The sequence below is a fragment of the Sphingomonas lacusdianchii genome (genome assembly GCF_022664395.1).
GTDB lineage: Bacteria > Pseudomonadota > Alphaproteobacteria > Sphingomonadales > Sphingomonadaceae > Sphingomonas > Sphingomonas lacusdianchii.
In genome coordinates this window covers 261,540-277,573 of record NZ_JAKRET010000004.1, presented here as the reverse complement: position 1 = coordinate 277,573, position 16,034 = coordinate 261,540, and the positions used below count along the sequence as shown (strand labels likewise).

Annotated in this window: 10 protein-coding genes; 6 read left to right on the top strand and 4 right to left on the bottom strand. The window is 65.6% G+C overall.

What is annotated here, in order from left to right; translation table 11 throughout:
• Positions 1-238: 238 nt before the first annotated feature.
• The 4 genes from MF607_RS07965 to MF607_RS07950 all read right to left on the bottom strand — a co-directional run bounded on the left by MF607_RS07965 (position 239) and on the right by MF607_RS07950 (position 5,882).
• Positions 239-1,615 (bottom strand): alpha,alpha-trehalose-phosphate synthase (UDP-forming), encoded by a 1,377-nt coding sequence (locus MF607_RS07965; protein WP_242117175.1) that lies wholly within the window; start codon positions 1,613-1,615, stop codon positions 239-241.
• Positions 1,612-3,408: a glycoside hydrolase family 15 protein gene (locus MF607_RS07960; RefSeq protein ID WP_242117173.1), complete on the bottom strand. Its 1,797-nt coding sequence runs from the start codon at positions 3,406-3,408 to the stop codon at positions 1,612-1,614. Before MF607_RS07960 ends, MF607_RS07965 begins: the two co-directional genes overlap by 4 nt.
• On the bottom strand, positions 3,405-4,232 hold the full coding sequence (gene otsB / locus MF607_RS07955) for a trehalose-phosphatase (RefSeq protein ID WP_242117172.1): 828 nt from the start codon (positions 4,230-4,232) through the stop codon (positions 3,405-3,407). The genes MF607_RS07960 and otsB overlap by 4 nt, the downstream gene beginning before the upstream one ends.
• Positions 4,233-4,361: 129 nt before the next feature.
• Positions 4,362-5,882, bottom strand: a complete 1,521-nt coding sequence (locus tag MF607_RS07950) for a fumarate hydratase (protein WP_242117268.1) — start codon at positions 5,880-5,882, stop codon at positions 4,362-4,364.
• A gap of 117 nt (positions 5,883-5,999) precedes the next feature.
• On the opposite strand from MF607_RS07950, the gene MF607_RS07945 reads away from it, so the two are divergent.
• The 6 genes from MF607_RS07945 to trhO all read left to right on the top strand — a co-directional run bounded on the left by MF607_RS07945 (position 6,000) and on the right by trhO (position 15,946).
• Complete coding sequence (locus MF607_RS07945; RefSeq protein ID WP_242117171.1) at positions 6,000-8,048, top strand: EAL domain-containing protein; 2,049 nt, start codon at positions 6,000-6,002, stop codon at positions 8,046-8,048.
• 52 nt (positions 8,049-8,100) lie between these two features.
• Positions 8,101-10,239 carry an NAD-dependent DNA ligase LigA gene (gene ligA / locus MF607_RS07940; RefSeq protein ID WP_242117170.1) on the top strand — a complete coding sequence of 713 codons (2,139 nt, stop codon included), beginning with the start codon at positions 8,101-8,103 and terminating at the stop codon, positions 10,237-10,239.
• Between the two features lie 152 nt (positions 10,240-10,391).
• Positions 10,392-12,953, top strand: a complete 2,562-nt coding sequence (locus tag MF607_RS07935) for a TonB-dependent receptor (RefSeq protein ID WP_242117168.1) — start codon at positions 10,392-10,394, stop codon at positions 12,951-12,953.
• A 148-nt stretch (positions 12,954-13,101) separates the two neighbouring features.
• On the top strand, positions 13,102-14,202 hold the full coding sequence (locus MF607_RS07930) for a sensor histidine kinase (protein WP_242117166.1): 1,101 nt from the start codon (positions 13,102-13,104) through the stop codon (positions 14,200-14,202).
• A complete protein-coding gene (locus tag MF607_RS07925; RefSeq protein WP_056506582.1) occupies positions 14,199-15,011 on the top strand; it encodes a LytR/AlgR family response regulator transcription factor in 813 nt (270 codons plus the stop codon). The genes MF607_RS07930 and MF607_RS07925 overlap by 4 nt, the downstream gene beginning before the upstream one ends.
• Positions 15,011-15,946, top strand: coding sequence for an oxygen-dependent tRNA uridine(34) hydroxylase TrhO (gene trhO / locus MF607_RS07920; RefSeq protein WP_242117164.1), 936 nt, complete (start codon positions 15,011-15,013; stop codon positions 15,944-15,946). The genes MF607_RS07925 and trhO overlap by 1 nt, the downstream gene beginning before the upstream one ends.
• Positions 15,947-16,034 lie beyond the last annotated feature (88 nt).

Genomic DNA, 16,034 nt, shown 5'->3' with positions numbered 1-16,034 from the left:
GCGTCTTCGGATGACAGAGCGTCGGACCGGCCGCTACCCTTAGGCGGGATCGACATTCAGATAAGCCCTTCCCCCCTCGCCCCTCGTAGAGGGGAGTGGAGCGCTTGCGCAGGCGAGCGCGCGAGCCTTTGGGTTGCTCGCCCCCTCTCCCAAGCTGCGCTAGCCAGCAAGCTGGCAAGCTCCGCTATCCCTTTCCCCTGTTAGGGGAGAGGGAGGACTCCCTGCTTGTCGATCCGGCCTAATTCGTCTCCGCCGTCAGCGCGTCGATGAACCGCTTGCGCCACCAGATGACGTCCTCGTCGACGACATTGTCGATCATCGCCTGCCACCGCTCGATCCGTTCGGCACGCGGCATCCTGAGCGCCTTGTCGATCGCGTCGGCCATGTCCTCGGCGCTGTACGGGTTCACCATCAGCGCGCCGACCGACAATTGCTGTGCAGCGCCCGCGAAGCGCGACAGCACCAGCACGCCGGGATCGCGTGGGTCCTGTGCCGCGACATATTCCTTCGCGACCAGGTTCATGCCGTCGCGCAAGGGGGTCACCAGCCCGATCCGCGCCGCGCGATAGATGCCGGCCAGCACCTCGCGCGGATAGCCCTTGTTCACATAACGGATCGGCACCCAGTCGGTATCGGCATAGGCACCGTTGATCCGTCCCGATTGCTGTTCGAGCGTGTTGCGGATGTCGCGATAGGTCTGCACCGCGGTGCGCGACGGCGGTGCGATCTGGAGCAGATAAACCAAGGCCCGCCGGTCGGGATGATTCTGGAGGAAGCGTTCATACCCGGCAAAGCGTTCGGGCAGCCCCTTCGAATAATCGAGCCGGTCGACCCCGACGATCAGGCTGCGCCCGACTGCGCTTTCGAGCTGGTTGAGTTGCGCCGCGCGCGCGACCGGCCCGGCCGCGCCGGCGATGAAGTCCTTCGCCTCGATCCCGATCGGGCAGCTGATCGCGGTAATCGTGCGCCCGCCGACAGTGACGCGGTTGCCGTCGATCGTACCATCCATCTCCTCGCGGACATAGTTGAAGAAGCTGTCGAGCCATTCCTCATTCTGGAACCCGACCACGTCATAGGCGAACAGCGCTTCGACCATGCGGCGGTGATCGGGCAGCGCGGTCAGCAGCCGGCGTGGCGGCCACGGGATGTGCAGGAAAAAGCCGATGCGGTTGGTGATCCCCTGTTGCCGCAGCACCCAGCCGAGGGGGATCATGTGATAGTCATGGACCCAGATCAGGTCGTCGGGTTCGATATGCGGGCCGATGCGTTCGCCGAACACGCGATTGACGCGTTCATAGCCGCCCTGAAAGTCGCGTTCGAATTCGGTCAGGTCGAGGCGGTAGTGGAATAGCGGCCACAAGGTGCGGTTGGCGTAACCGTCATAATATTCCTCGACGTCCTGCTCGCTCAAATCCATCACCGCGCTGGTGACGCCGCCATAGGTCTGGAAGCGGAGTTCGCGATTGTCGCTGGCCTCCCCCGACCAGCCGAACCAGATACCGTCCTCTTCCGCCAGCGCGGCGTTGAGCGCAACGGCCAGCCCGCCCTGCGCCCCGCCGCCGGTGCCGGGCTGGGGAGCCTGCACCCGGTTCGAGATGACGATCAATCGACTCATCGTACGACATTCCATGACTTGCTCAGCAGGACGGCGCTGTTGATCATGCCGACCAGCGAGTAGGTTTGGGGATAATTGCCCCAGAGTTCCCCGGTTTCGGGGTCGATATCCTCCGACAACAGCCCGGCGGGCGTGCAGCGCGACAGCATTTCTTCCAGCAACTCGCGCGCATCCTCGTCGCGGCCGGTCGCGTGCAGCGCCTCGATCAGCCAGAAGGTGCAGACGTTGAACGCGGTGTGCGGCAGGCCAAAATCGTCCTCGATCGCATAGCGCAGCATGTGGCTGCCCCGGCGCAGCCCCTTTTCGACCGCCTCCAGCGTACCGATGAAGCGCGGATCGTCGGGGTCGAGAAAGCGCAGGTCGAGCAGCTGGATGATGCTGGCGTCGAGATCGTCGCCGCCGAAGGTCGCCGACATGCGGTTGGTCTCGGGCCGCCACGCCTCGCGTTCGATCTTGGTCCGCATCGCGGTCGCCCGGTCGCGCCAGAAGGTCTCGCGCTCGGTAAGGCCGAGCGTGCCGGCGACATTGGCGAGCCGGTCGCACGCCGCCCAGCACATCGCGGCGCTGTAGGTGTGGACATGGCTCTTGGTGCGCAGCTCCCACAAACCGGCATCGGGCTTGTCATAGGCGGCCCAGGCGCGTTCGCCGATCGGCTCCAGCGCCTCGAAATCGGCCTGCTTGCCGACGCGGAACAGCCGCTGGTCGAAAAAGCCCTGCGCGTTCGACAGGATGATCTGGCCATAGGCGTCGTGCTGGACCTGTTCATAGGCCTGGTTGCCGACGCGGACCGGTCCCATGCCGCGATAGCCGTCCAGCCCCTCCGCCTCGCGCTCGACCAGCGTCGCCTCGCCGCCGACGCCGTAGAGCGGCTGGATCTGCCCGTCGGCGGCATTGTCGACGATGTTGCGCAGATATTCGAGATACCCCTCCAGCACGTCGAGCGCCCCGAGCCGGTTCAGCGCCTGCACCGTATAATAGGCATCGCGGATCCAGCAGTAGCGATAGTCCCAGTTGCGCCCGCTATCCGCATGTTCGGGGATCGAGGTGGTCAGCGCGGCGACGATCGCGCCGGTCTCCTCATGCTGGCACAGCTTCAGCGTGATCGCGCTGCGGATCACCGCCTGCTGCCATTCGACCGGGGTGGCGAGGCCCCGGACCCAGTGGCGCCATTCGTCGATGGTGTTCTTCAGCATCCGCTCGACCGACGCTGGCAGTTCGTCCGAGAAACTCTCGTCCGGCCCGAGGAAGAAATGCAGCGTGCGTTCGACGCGGAACAGCCGCTCGTCCTCGATCCATCCGACCGGTGCGCTGGTCGACAGGCGGATCGTCTCGCCGTCGAGCAGGTAGCGGATATGGTTCGACCCGCGCGTCCGCTCCGCCTGCGCGCTGCCCCAGTCGACCGAGGGGCGCAGGCGCACGCGGATGCGGGGGCTGCCGGCCAGCGGGCGTACGATCCGGCAAAAGGCGACGGGACGGTACATGCGGTCGTGTCGTTTGAAACGGGGGCAGAAATCGACGACCTCGATCGCATTGCCCTGCGCATCGACATGGCGCGTCACCAGCACCGGCGTGTTGCGGATATAGGTCTGCTGCGTATCGACACAGCCGTCGAGATCGATCTCCCAGAAGCCGAACGCCCCGTCCGATCCGCGCCGCCGGTCGTCGAGCAGCGACGAGAACGCCGGATCGCCATCGACCCGCGGCAGGCACCCCCATACGAAGCGTCCGTTGCGGTCGACCAGCGCCGACACCTGACAATTGCCGATCGGCCAAAGGTCCATCGTCGCGGTCATGCGTTCGTCTCCAGCCAGCCCAGAAAGGATGCGACATCGTCGAGGCGATAGGTCGCAGCGGTATCGCGCATCGGTCCGATCAATATACCGGCGCCGCCATGATGCGCCGCAACGAGCATGCCCGGTTCGTCGGTCAGGTCGTCGCCGACGAAGATCGGCGCGTGCCCGGCAAAGGGCGCACTCTCGCACAGCGTGGCGATCGCCGTACCCTTGTCATGACCGTCCATGCGCAATTCGATCATCATCTTGCCGGCCTGCATCGTCAGCCCGTCGCGCTGGGCAAAGGCATCGACGAGTGCGTGCGCCTCCTGTTCGACCTCGGGGGCGCCGCGATAATGGATCGCGACCCCCAATGTCTTGATCTCGATCACGATGCGCGGATCGTCGCCGAACCGGTCCTTGAACGCGCGCTCGGCGGCGGTCAGGCTCGCTGGGCGATCGGGCAAAAGGGTGGTGCCGCCGGCCGGCCGGATTTCGGCGCCGTGGCTCCCGACCACCGCGTAATCGGCGATCGTCTGCCCCAGGAAACCGTCAATCTGCTCGACCGACCGACCGCTGACGATCGCGACCCGTCCGCCCATACGCTGCGCCAGCCGGTGCAGCAGCACGCGCAGATCGTCGCCGACGACCACGCCATCGGGACGGTCGGCCAGTTCGACCAGCGTGCCGTCGAAATCGAGGAACAGGCCGGCATCGTCGAGCAGGCCGGCGGGCGGAGGGGGAAGGTCTTGGTACGCCATCGTGCCGATGAACGCCGCGTGCCCGTGAATCGTTTCGCAGGTGCAGTGTATTTCGACATGGAGGCACATTGTTGGCGCCGCCATGTCCCCCCGGCTCGAGCCGGGGTCGCTCCTATTCTCTGCCGAAGAGTGGCAAGCGCAGTCCCGGATCAGGTCCGGCGCGGCGGGGGTGGGAGCGAATGTAGCGCGCCGCCCCCGCCCCTCCCCTCGCGATCACGCCCCCTCGAGCAACCGTTCCTTCGCGATCTTCTCGCGCCACACAAGCGGCGCGAGGTGGTGGACATTCTGCCCCTCGCTATCCACCGCGACGGTTACGGGGAAGTCCTGCACTTCGAATTCGTAGATCGCTTCCATGCCGAGGTCCTCGAAGCCGACGACCTTCGACCCCTTGATCGCGCGCGCGACGAGATATGCCGCGCCGCCGACCGCCATCAGATAGGCCGACTTGGCCTCGGCGATCGCCTTGGTCGCATCGCCCCCACGCTCCGCCTTGCCGACCATCGCGAGCAGCCCCTGGTCGAGCATCATGCGGGTGAACTTGTCCATGCGGGTGGCGGTGGTGGGACCGGCGGGGCCGACCACTTCCTCGCCGACCGGATCGACCGGCCCGACATAATAGATCACGCGCCCGCGGAAATCGACGGGCAGTTCCTCGCCCCTGGCCAGCATGTCGGCGATCCGCTTGTGCGCGGCGTCGCGGCCGGTCAGCATCTTGCCGTTGAGCAGCAGTCGGTCGCCATGCTTCCACGTCGCGACAACCTCGGGAGTCAGCGTGTCGAGATCGACGCGAATCGCCGCCTTGTCCGGGGTCCAGTTGACGTCGGGCCAGTCGGCGAGGTTCGGCTGCTCCAGATAGGCCGGACCGCTGCCGTCCAGCGTGAAATGCGCGTGGCGGGTCGCGGCGCAATTCGGGATCATCGCCACCGGCTTCGACGCGGCATGGGTCGGCCAGTCAAGAATCTTGACGTCCAATACGGTCGACAGGCCACCCAGCCCCTGCGCACCGATGCCGAGCGCATTGACCTTGTCCATCAGTTCGATGCGCAGCGCCTCGACATCGGTCTGGGGTCCGCGGGCCTTCAACTGGCCCATGTCGATCGGCGCCATCAGCGATTCCTTGGCGAGCAGCATCGCCTTCTCGGCGGTGCCGCCGATGCCGATGCCGATCATGCCCGGCGGGCACCAGCCGGCACCCATTTGCGGGATCATCTCCAGCACCCAGTCGACGATCGAATCGCTGGGGTTCATCATCTTGAACTTCGACTTGTTCTCGCTGCCACCGCCCTTGGCCGCGACATCGACATGGACCTTGTCGCCCGGCACCATTTCGACGTGCAGCACCGAAGGCGTATTATCCTTCGTATTGCGCCGCGTGAATGCGGGGTCGGCGAGGATCGACGCGCGCAGCTTGTTTTCGGGGTGCATATAGGCGCGGCGCACGCCCTCGTCGACGACCTCCTGCAACGACCGCTCGCTGTCCAAACGGCAATTCTGCCCCCATTTGACGAACACGGTGACGATGCCGGTATCCTGACAGATCGGGCGATGCCCCTCCGCACACATGCGGCTGTTCGTCAGAATTTGCGCAATTGCGTCCTTGGCGGCCGGTGACGTTTCGGCAGCATAGGCCTCACCCAGCGCACGGATATAATCCATCGGGTGATAGTAGCTGATGAATTGCAGCGCATCGGCGACACTGTCGATCAGATCGGCTTCGGTGATGGTGACGGTCATCTGCGGGTCCATATCGGTCATTTTCCACACTGCCCTACAGGCAGGAAGCCGCGCCTTGCAAAGAATTCGTTCACGATGCGCCGCTATCCTCGGCACCATACGGAAAGGGACGGGCAGTTGGCGATCGATGGAATGAAGGCGGCGTTGCGATCGTGGGTACAGCGGCCCGACGATTCGACGCGCCTGCCCGACGACCGCGCCGCTCGACTGATTCGCGAGGCGGAGGATCATGGCCCGAACTGGTTCTGGCAGACCGATCGCCACGGCCGCGTCGCCTATCTGAGCGACAAGATCGTGCGCGTGTTCGCCGCCGCCGATATCGATCCGGTCGGGGCCGCGCTGACCGATCTGCTGCGCATCGCTGGCGCCGAATCCGGGCCGGACGATTCGGAACGCACCATCGCCTTTCACCTCTCGGCCCGTACCGCCTTCACCGATTACGCCGTCACCCCCGCCCTTGCCGGCGGGCAGGACCGCAGCTGGAGCGTATCGGGCAGTCCGTTCACCGATCCGTACGGTCGGTTCGAGGGGTTCGTGGGCACCGGCACCGACATGGCGGCAGTGCGGCAATCGGATGCGGAAATCACCCGCCTCGCGCTGTTCGACAGCCTGACTGGCCTCGCCAACCGGCAACGGATGCGCATCTCGCTCGAACAGACGCTGGCGCAGCCCGGCTATGACGGCACCGCACTGTTCCTGCTCGACCTCGACCGGTTCAAGGCGGTCAACGATACGCTCGGTCATCCGGTCGGCGATGCGCTGCTGAAACAGGTCGCGGAACGGCTGCTGCGCGCCGTCGGCGATGCCGGGCTGGTCGGGCGGCTGGGCGGCGACGAATTCCAGGTCGTCCTGCCGCGCATGGGCAACCGGGCGCAGATGGCGACGCTGGCGCAGGCGATCATCGCATCGCTGTCGCAACCCTATTTCATCGGCGGCAATGCGGTGTCGATCGGCTGTTCGGTCGGCATCGCCGTGTCGCCCGACGACGGGGCGACGCCCGACGTGCTGGTCAGCCATGCCGACCTCGCCCTCTATGCCGCCAAGGGTGCCGGACGCGGCGTCCACCGTTTCTTCCACGACGCGCTGCTGGAGGATAGCCGGTCGCGCCAGCAGATGGCCGACGACCTGCGCGTCGCCCTGTCGCGCGACCAGTTGCGCATCGTCTATCAACCGGTCGTCGCGCTCGACGGTGGCCGGATCACCGGGTTCGAGGCGCTGGTCCGCTGGCAACATCCGACGCGCGGTACGCTGGCGGCGCAGGAGTTCCTCGGCGTGGCGGAGGAATGCAAGCTGATCGAGGCGATCGGCGAGTGGGTGTTGCGCACCGCCTGTCACGACGCCGCGTCATGGACGGGCGACACGCGGCTGTCGGTCCAGTTGTCGGGCGCGCAATTCGCCAATCCGTCGTTCCCGGCGATCCTGACCAACGCGGTCGCGCGGTCGGGAATGCCCGCCGAACGGCTGGAACTGAGCATTGCCGAGGCGAGCCTGCTGCGCGACATGCGCCATGCCGTCGCGACCTTCGCGGCGTTGCAGGGGGTCGGCATCCGGCTGGCGCTCGATGATTTCGGGGCGGGACAGGCATCGATGTCGTGCCTGCGCCGCCTGCCGCTCGACCGGATCAAGCTCGACCGTTCGTTCGTGCGGGGGGTCAGCGATCCCGAAGGGCGCAACGCCGCAGTGGTCCGCTCGATCGTGACGCTCGCCGACCTGCTCGGCATCGCCACCACCGCCCGGGGCGTCGAATATCATGACGAGCTGGCGGTGCTGCGCGATCTCGGCTGCACCGAAGTCTCCGGGCCGGTCTATGGCCCGCCCGTCGACGGGGCGACCGCCACCGCCCGGCTGCTGCGCGAAGGCGGCGCGCTGACCCCGCAGGGACCGAAGGCGGAACGTGCGGCGCGGACGCGGATGCTGCGCTCGACCACGATCGAGGTCGATGGCCGCCGCCGCCCGGCGCGCATCCGCGACCTGTCGACCACCGGCGCGCTGATCGATCTCGTCGATTTCGGCGAAGGCGCGATCGGTTCGGTCATCCGCATCGACACCGGCGGCGGCCACTGGTCGGCAGCGACGATCCGCTGGGCCGAGGACGGTCGCGCCGGGCTGCATTTCGACCGCCCGATCGTGGTCGAACGCCGCATGACCATCCGCCGCAAGGAATAGCGCGCCGCCTTCCCCTTGATCGCCCGCCCGGACAGCGGGTAGCGATCGGGGCATGACCACCGCCCCCCTGCCCGCCACCGACGCCGAAGCCGCCGCCGAACTGGCCGAACTGGCCGAACGGATCGCGCAGGCCGATGCCGCCTATCACGGGGCGGACGCGCCGATCCTGACCGATGCCGATTACGACGCGCTGGTGCGCCGCAATCGCGACGTCGAGGCGGCGTTCCCGGCGCTGGTCCGCCCCGATTCCCCCTCGCTGCGCGTCGGCACTGCGCCATCGGGGCATCTGGCCAAGGTCGCGCATGCCCGGCCGATGCTGAGCCTCAACAACGCTTTTGCCGACGAAGACGTCGCCGAATTCGTCGCCGGCGTCCGCCGCTTCCTGCGCCTGTCCGATGACGAAGCGGTGGCGCTGACCGCCGAACCGAAGATCGACGGCCTGTCCTGTTCGCTCCGGTACGAAGGGCGCAAGCTGGTCCGCGCGCTGACCCGTGGCGACGGCGCGGTGGGCGAGGACGTGACCGCCAATGTCGCGACCATCGCCGACATCCCGCAAAGCCTGCCCGCCGCCGCGCCGGACGTGTTCGAGGTGCGCGGCGAGGTCTATATGGCGAAGGACGATTTCGCCGCGCTCAACGCCCGGCTCCTCGCCGATGCGGTCGATCCGGCCAAGGCACGCCAGTTCGCCAACCCGCGCAACGCCGCCGCCGGTTCGCTGCGGCAAAAGGACGCCGCCGTCACCGCGTCGCGCCCGCTAAAATTCCTCGCCCATGGCTGGGGCGAGGTCGCCACCCTTCCCGCCGAGACCCAGGCCGGGGTCGTCGCCGCGCTCAAGGACTGGGGCTTTCCCATCGCCGACGCGTTCCAGCGCTGCGACGGCGCGGCGCAGGCGCTCGCCGTCTATCGCGCGATCGAGGAGAGCCGCGCCGATTTGCCCTTCGATATCGACGGCGTGGTCTACAAGCTCGACCGCCTCGACTGGCAGGAGCGGCTCGGGTTCGTCGGCCGTGCCCCGCGCTGGGCGATTGCGCACAAATTCCCTGCCGAACGCGCGCAGACCACGTTGCGCGACATCGATATCCAGGTCGGCCGCACCGGCGCGCTGACCCCCGTCGCCCGGCTGGAGCCGGTGACCGTCGGCGGCGTCGTCGTCACCAACGCCACGCTGCACAATGCCGACGAGATCGGGCGGCTGGGCGTCCGCCCCGGCGACCGGGTAGTCGTACAGCGCGCGGGCGACGTCATTCCGCAAATCGTCGACAACCTGACCCGCGACGAACCGCGCGCATCATGGACTTTCCCGACCGAATGCCCCGAATGCGGCTCGCTCGCCGAACGCGGCGAGGCCGAAGTCGTAGTGCGCTGCACCGGCGGCCTCGTCTGCCCGGCGCAGCGGGTCGAGCGGCTGATCCATTTCGTCTCGCGCCATGCCTTCGACATTGCCGGGCTGGGGCTGGTCCGGGTCGAGGAATTCTTTCGCGACGGGCTGATCGCGTCGCCCGCCGATATCTTCCGCCTGCACACCCATCGCGAGGCGCTGGTCCAGCGCGAGCGCATGTCCGACCTCGTCGTCGACAAGCTGCTGGCCGCGATCGATGCGCGCCGCACGATCGGCCTCGACCGCTTCCTGTTCGCGCTCGGCATCCGCCATGTCGGCGAGGTGACCGCGCGCGATCTCGCCCGGCGCTGGACGTCGGCGAGGGACTTTGCGGCGATGATCCGCCGCGCCCTCCATGTCCGGCGTACGACCCAGCCGGCGATCGGCGAGAACGAGCGCAAATTCACGCTGCGCCGCGGCCGGGCGCTGGTCGCGGCGGTCGAGACGGCGGGGATCGGCCCCGAAGTCGCCGACGCGCTGCTCGCCTTCTTCGCCGAGAAGCATAATCGCGACGTCGTCGCCGACCTGCTGCGCGAAGTCCGCCCTGACGACATCGTCCATGCCGCGACGCAAAGCGAACTGACCGGCAAGACCGTGGTCTTCACCGGCAAGCTCGAAACGCTCAGCCGCGACGAGGCCAAGGCGCAGGCCGATGCGCTGGGCGCGCGCGTCGCCGGGTCGGTTTCGAAGAAGACCGACCTGGTCGTGGTCGGCGCCGATGCCGGATCGAAACGGGCCAAGGCAGAGGAACTGGGCATCCGCGTCATCGACGAAGCCGCATGGGCCGCGATCGTATCCGCCGCGACGACGTGATGTTTTTGCAACGCATCAAAACAGACTGACGCCCCCGCTTCCGGTTGTCGCAAAATAGAAATATGGGACGTCCATTGGCGCCGGGACGGTGAACGACACCGCCCGAACAGCGTAACGAGTCGCGCCACCCATTTGCGATTCCAAGGGGACCTATGAACACCAAGCTCTATGCCGGCGTGGCCTTTGCCGCGCTCCTGCTCCCGGCCTCGGCCTTTGCGCAGTCGACCGCGTCTTCGGAAATCGATGATGCCGATACCATCGTCGTCACGGGCTCGGCGCAGCGCGATGTGGGCGGCATTGAAGTTCCCAACCAGCCGAAAGCGAAGGTGACGCTCGATTCCGAGATCATCCAGCGCCAACGCGCCGGCCAGACGGTCAACGAAATCATCAACCTCGTTCCCGGCGTCAGCAACCTCTCGAACGATCCGTATGGTTCGGGCGGCGGCGGTTTTCGTATCCGCGGATTCGACTCGTCGCGTATTTCGCAGACGCAGGACGGCATCCCGCTCAACGACACCGGCAACTATGCGATCTACACGAACCAGCAGCAGGATTCGGAAACGCTGGAGTCTGTGACGGTCAATCTGGGCGCGACCGACGTCGACAGCCCGACCGCATCGGCGGTCGGCGGCACCGTCAACATCCGCACCCGTCGCCCCGGCAACGAACTGGGCGCGATGGTTTCGGCGTCGCTCGGCGATTTCGATTACAATCGTGTGTTCGGCATGATCGACACCGGCGACATCACTGGCAAGGGCACGACTGCATTCGTGTCCGGTTCGTGGACGACTTACGACAACCCGTTCAACAACTACGGCAAGATCCGCAAGCAGCAGTATAACGCCCGCCTGTATCAGGAAATTGGCACGGACGGCGACTTCATCTCGGTTGCGGGCAACTACAACGAGAATCGCAACAACTTCTTCGGCTCAGCTCCGCTGCGTGACGATGCGAACCGCACGCCCGGAACTGGCAACAGCAACCGCTTTCCGCGTACGATCGCCGAAGCGACCTACAACATCAACTATCCCTGCACCGGCACGTCAGTCGTTACCCCGGTCGCCGGAACCCCGCAGACGGCAGCGACTTGCGGCACCGAATTCGACCGTCGTTACAACCCGTCGAACACCGGCAACATCCGCGGCAACTCGCGCTTCACGCTGGCCGACGGCCTGGTCCTGACGGTCGATCCGAGCTTCCAGTACGTTAAGGCGAACGGCGGCGGAACGATTACCGGTCGCGAACAGCTCCGCACGATCAGCGGCACGAACTATACCGGCTTTTCTGGCAACAACTATTATTTCGGTACGGACCTGAACGGTGACGGGGACACGCTCGACGCGGTCACGCTGCTCTCGCCGAGCCAGACGCAGACCCGTCGCTACATCGTCATCACCAACCTGGTGTATGATATTAACGAAGACCAGACGGTTCGCCTCGCCTATACCTATGATCGCGGCCGTCATCGTCAGACCGGCGAAGTGGGCGGCGTCTATTCGAACGGCGAACCTTTCGATGTCTTCCCCGTCAACAATCCGATCAAGGACGTGAACGGCGACGTCGTCCAGAAGCGTGATCGCAAGTCGTTCGCAACGCTGAATCAGATTTCAGGTCAGTATCGCGGTTCATTCATGGAAGACGCGCTGGTTCTTGACCTCGGCGTCCGTGCACCGTTCTTCAAGCGTGAGCTGGACCAGAACTGCTTCACCACGTCGGCCGGCGGCTTCGTCGACTGCATTCCGTCAGCGCAGCAGGCTGCCTACGCGGCCGCCAACCCGACCTTCGCTCGTCCGCAACAACGCGAATACAACTTCAGCGCAGTGCTGCCGAACGTCGGTTTCACCTACAACCTGACGCCGCAGGCGAGCATCTTCGCAAGCTATGCCAAGGGCCTGTCGGTTCCGGGCACGGACGTTCTGTACAACGCGTTCTTCTACGCTCCGGGCCGTCCAGGCGCAGAGCCGCAGCCGGAGCGCACCGACAGCTTCGACGCCGGCGTCCGCTATCGCTCGTCGCAGGTGCAGGCCCAGATCGGTGCCTTCTACACCACGTTCGAAAATCGTATCGCGACCGCGTTCGACGCCGAATTGGGGGAAAGCGTCTCGCGCAACATTGGTGAAGTGACCCGCTGGGGCGTCGACGGCAGCGTGTCATACAGCCCGATCCGCGAGATCACGGCCTATATCTACGGTTCGTACCTGAACTCGGAGATCAAGGACGACCTGCTGGGCGGCAACTGCAACGCCGCGCTGGTCAGCCAACGCGCCTATGGCTGCTCGACCGTCGGCCAGCAGTATTTCTTCCCGACCGGCGGCAAACAGGAATCGGGCGTATCCGAATATATGTTCGGCGGCCGTCTCCAGGCGAACCTCGGCCCGGTGGAAGCCGGCGTGCAGTACAAGCGCACCGGTCCGCGCTACATCAACGACAGCAACCTGCCGCTGGTGACGCGGTCGGTGTCGAGCGCCGGCGTCGTGACCACGACCGAACTCTATCCGGCCAAGACGCCGGCATTCGACATCCTCGATGCCGATGCTCGCTTCTCGCTGGCGCAGTTCGGCCTGAACAAGACCTTCTTCCAGGTCAACGTGACCAACATCCTGAACAGCTTCTATATCGGCTATGTCAGCGGTCAGACCAACGACACCTCGGTGCCGTTCGTCCAGATCGGCGTGCCGCGCACGGTCAGCGGCTCGCTGGTGTTCAGCTTCTAAGCCTATCCGTCCAGCGCGACGAACGAACCGCCGTCCCGGCAACGGGGCGGCGGTTTTCGTTTCGGCACCGCTTCCGCTAAAGCCCGGTTCCCAACCCGCCCCCGCCGCGATATGACGGCAACCGGGGGCCACACTTGCGACGGAGCGCATGACGCTTAAGCCCGCCATTTTCTCGCGCCCCTTCTTCGAACAGAAGAACCGCGCCTTCTGGCTGCTGCAGGCCGCCGGCTGGACCGGCTATCTGATCCTGCGCTCGGTCTCGACGCTGTCGAACGCCGCGTCGCTCAAAAGCGTGCTGGCCAATATCGTCGAGGTCATCGTCGGCTATTGCCTGACGCTGCTGATGAGCGTGCTCTATGGCTATTATCGCTCGCTGCCGCGCGTGCCGGCGATCTTTCTGACGCTGTGCACCCTGTCGGCGGCGACCTTCGCCTATTCGCTGATCGACGCGTTCGTCTTCACCTTCATCCGCAACGTGTCGCCCGATGTCAGCTTCTCGCTGGTGCTCGGCACGCTGTTCATCAACTTCACCGTGCTGGCGGGCTGGTCGGCGGCCTATTTCGGCATCAACTTCTATCTGGTCGTCGAACAGCAGGTCGACGAGATGCGGATGCTGGAGATGCAGGCCTCGACCGCGCAGCTCGCCATGCTGCGCTATCAGCTCAACCCCCATTTCCTGTTCAACACGCTCAATTCGATCTCGACGCTGGTGCTGCTGAAACAGACCGAGAAGGCGAATGTGATGCTCAGCCGCCTTGCCTCGTTCCTGCGCTACACGCTCGCCAACGAACCGACCGCGCACGTCACGCTCGAGCAGGAGGTTGAAACGCTGAAACTGTATCTCGATATCGAAAAGATGCGGTTCGAACATCGCCTGCGTACCGAATTCGACATCGACGCCCGCGTCATGCACGCGCGGCTGCCGTCGCTGCTGCTGCAGCCGCTGGTCGAAAACGCGATCAAATATGCGGTGACGCCGCAGGAGGATGGCGCCGATATCGCCATCACCGCTCGACTGGCCGGGGATCGGGTGCAGATCGCCGTGTCCGATACCGGCCCCGGCTTGATCGACGGGCCGAAGCGGCCGACGCTTTCCACCGGTGTCGGCATTCAGAATATCCGGGACCGGCTGGCGCAGGCATATGGTCCCGACCATCGGTTCGACACCCGTTCGGGCAACGGGGGCGGGTTCGTGGTCGAGATCGAACTGCCGTTCCAGACGCAAGACGTTACCAAAGAGGCTGCATGACCATCCGTACCATCCTTGTCGACGACGAATCGTTGGCGATTCAGGGCCTCGAACTGCGATTGCAGGCGCATGAGGATGTCGAGATCATCGACAAATGCCAGAACGGGCGCGAAGCGATCCGTTCGATCAAGACCCACAAGCCGGACCTCGTCTTCCTCGACATCCAGATGCCCGGGTTCGACGGCTTCTCGGTGGTGCAGGGGCTGATGGAGGTCGAACCGCCTTTGGTTGTGTTCGTCACCGCGTACAGCGATCACGCGATTCGCGCGTTCGAGGCGCAGGCGGTCGATTATCTGATGAAGCCGGTCGAGGAATCGCGCCTCGCCGACACGCTCGACCGCGTGCGCCAGCGCCTGTCGGAAAAACGGGGGCAGGCGGAGGTCGAGAAGCTCAAGGAAGTGCTCGCCGAGGTCGCCCCCGACACCGCAGCGGAAATGGAGGCGGCCGATGGCGGCGGCGACGATGCGCATGGCGCCAACCGCTTCGAAAAGCTCATCAACATCAAGGATCGTGGGCAGATCTTCCGCGTCGATGTCGACACGATCGAAATGATCGAAGCGGCGGGCGATTACATGGTCATCAACACCGGCGACAATTCGCTGGTGCTGCGGGAAACGATGAAGGACCTCGAAAAGCGGCTCGATCCCCGCCGGTTCCAGCGCGTGCATCGCTCGACCATCGTCAATCTCGACCTCGTCAAGCAGGTCAAGCCGCACACCAATGGCGAGTGTTTCCTGATCCTCGAATCGGGTGCGCAGGTAAAGGTCAGCCGCTCGTATCGCGACGTGGTGGCGCGCTTCGTCCACTGATGGCGGCAATCCAAGTCGCGGCGCTGTACCGCTTCGTTACAATCGCCGATCCGCAGGCCGTCCGCGACGCGATGGAGGCGGTGCTCGACCATGCCGGCATTCGCGGCACGCTGCTGATCGCGTCCGAAGGCATTAACGGCACCATCGCCGGCAGCGTCGACGGCATCGCCGCCGCGCTCGCCGCGATCCGTGCCCTGCCCGGCTGCGAGGACCTTGCACCGAAGTTCAGCACCGCTGACACCATGCCCTTCCACCGGCTGAAGGTGCGGGTAAAGCGCGAGATCGTGACGATGGGCGTGCCCGGCACCGATCCGAACAGAATCGTCGGCACCTATGTCGCGCCCGCCGACTGGAACGCGCTGATCGCCGACCCGTCGACCGTCGTCATCGACACCCGCAATGCCTATGAGGTGAAGGTCGGCACCTTCGCCGGCGCGGTCGATCCACGGACCGACAGCTTCCGCGACTTTCCCGACTGGTTCCGCGCCAACCGCGACACCCTGCTCGCGGGCAAGAAACAGGTCGCGATGTTCTGCACCGGCGGCATACGCTGCGAAAAATCGACCGCCTTCCTGAAGAGTGAGGGCATCGACGCGGTCTACCACCTCGACGGCGGCATCCTGAAATATCTGGAGCAAGTGCCCGCCGACCAAAGCGCATGGCAGGGCGAATGCTTCGTGTTCGACGAACGCGTCGCCGTCGGCCACGGCCTGGCGCAAGGCACCCACGATCTGTGTCGCGGCTGCCGCATGCCGATCAATGCCGACGACCGCGCGTCGCCGTTGTTCGAAGAGGGCGTCCAATGCCCCGCCTGTGCCGGCACCCGCGACGCAGCAACGCGCGCGGCAAAGGCGGAACGCCACCGGCAGGTGAAGCTCGCCGCCAAACGCGGCGAACAGCATGTCGGCAGGCGGATGGAGCGCGAAGAAAAATGACGTCACCCCAGCGCAGGCTGGGGTCTTCCCGGAATCAAGCGCGCTGCTCGCCGCAGGAGGCCCCAGCCTTCGCTGGGGCGACGTCCGA

Coding starts and splice junctions, on each gene's coding strand:
- MF607_RS07965 (WP_242117175.1), bottom strand. CDS start 1,615: ATGAGTCGATTGATCGTCATCTCGAACCGGGTGCAGGCTCCCCAGCCC.
- MF607_RS07960 (WP_242117173.1), bottom strand. CDS start 3,408: ATGACCGCGACGATGGACCTTTGGCCGATCGGCAATTGTCAGGTGTCG.
- otsB (WP_242117172.1), bottom strand. CDS start 4,232: ATGGCGGCGCCAACAATGTGCCTCCATGTCGAAATACACTGCACCTGC.
- MF607_RS07950 (WP_242117268.1), bottom strand. CDS start 5,882: ATGACCGTCACCATCACCGAAGCCGATCTGATCGACAGTGTCGCCGAT.
- ligA (WP_242117170.1), top strand. CDS start 8,101: ATGACCACCGCCCCCCTGCCCGCCACCGACGCCGAAGCCGCCGCCGAA.
- MF607_RS07935 (WP_242117168.1), top strand. CDS start 10,392: ATGAACACCAAGCTCTATGCCGGCGTGGCCTTTGCCGCGCTCCTGCTC.
- MF607_RS07930 (WP_242117166.1), top strand. CDS start 13,102: ATGACGCTTAAGCCCGCCATTTTCTCGCGCCCCTTCTTCGAACAGAAG.
- MF607_RS07925 (WP_056506582.1), top strand. CDS start 14,199: ATGACCATCCGTACCATCCTTGTCGACGACGAATCGTTGGCGATTCAG.
- trhO (WP_242117164.1), top strand. CDS start 15,011: ATGGCGGCAATCCAAGTCGCGGCGCTGTACCGCTTCGTTACAATCGCC.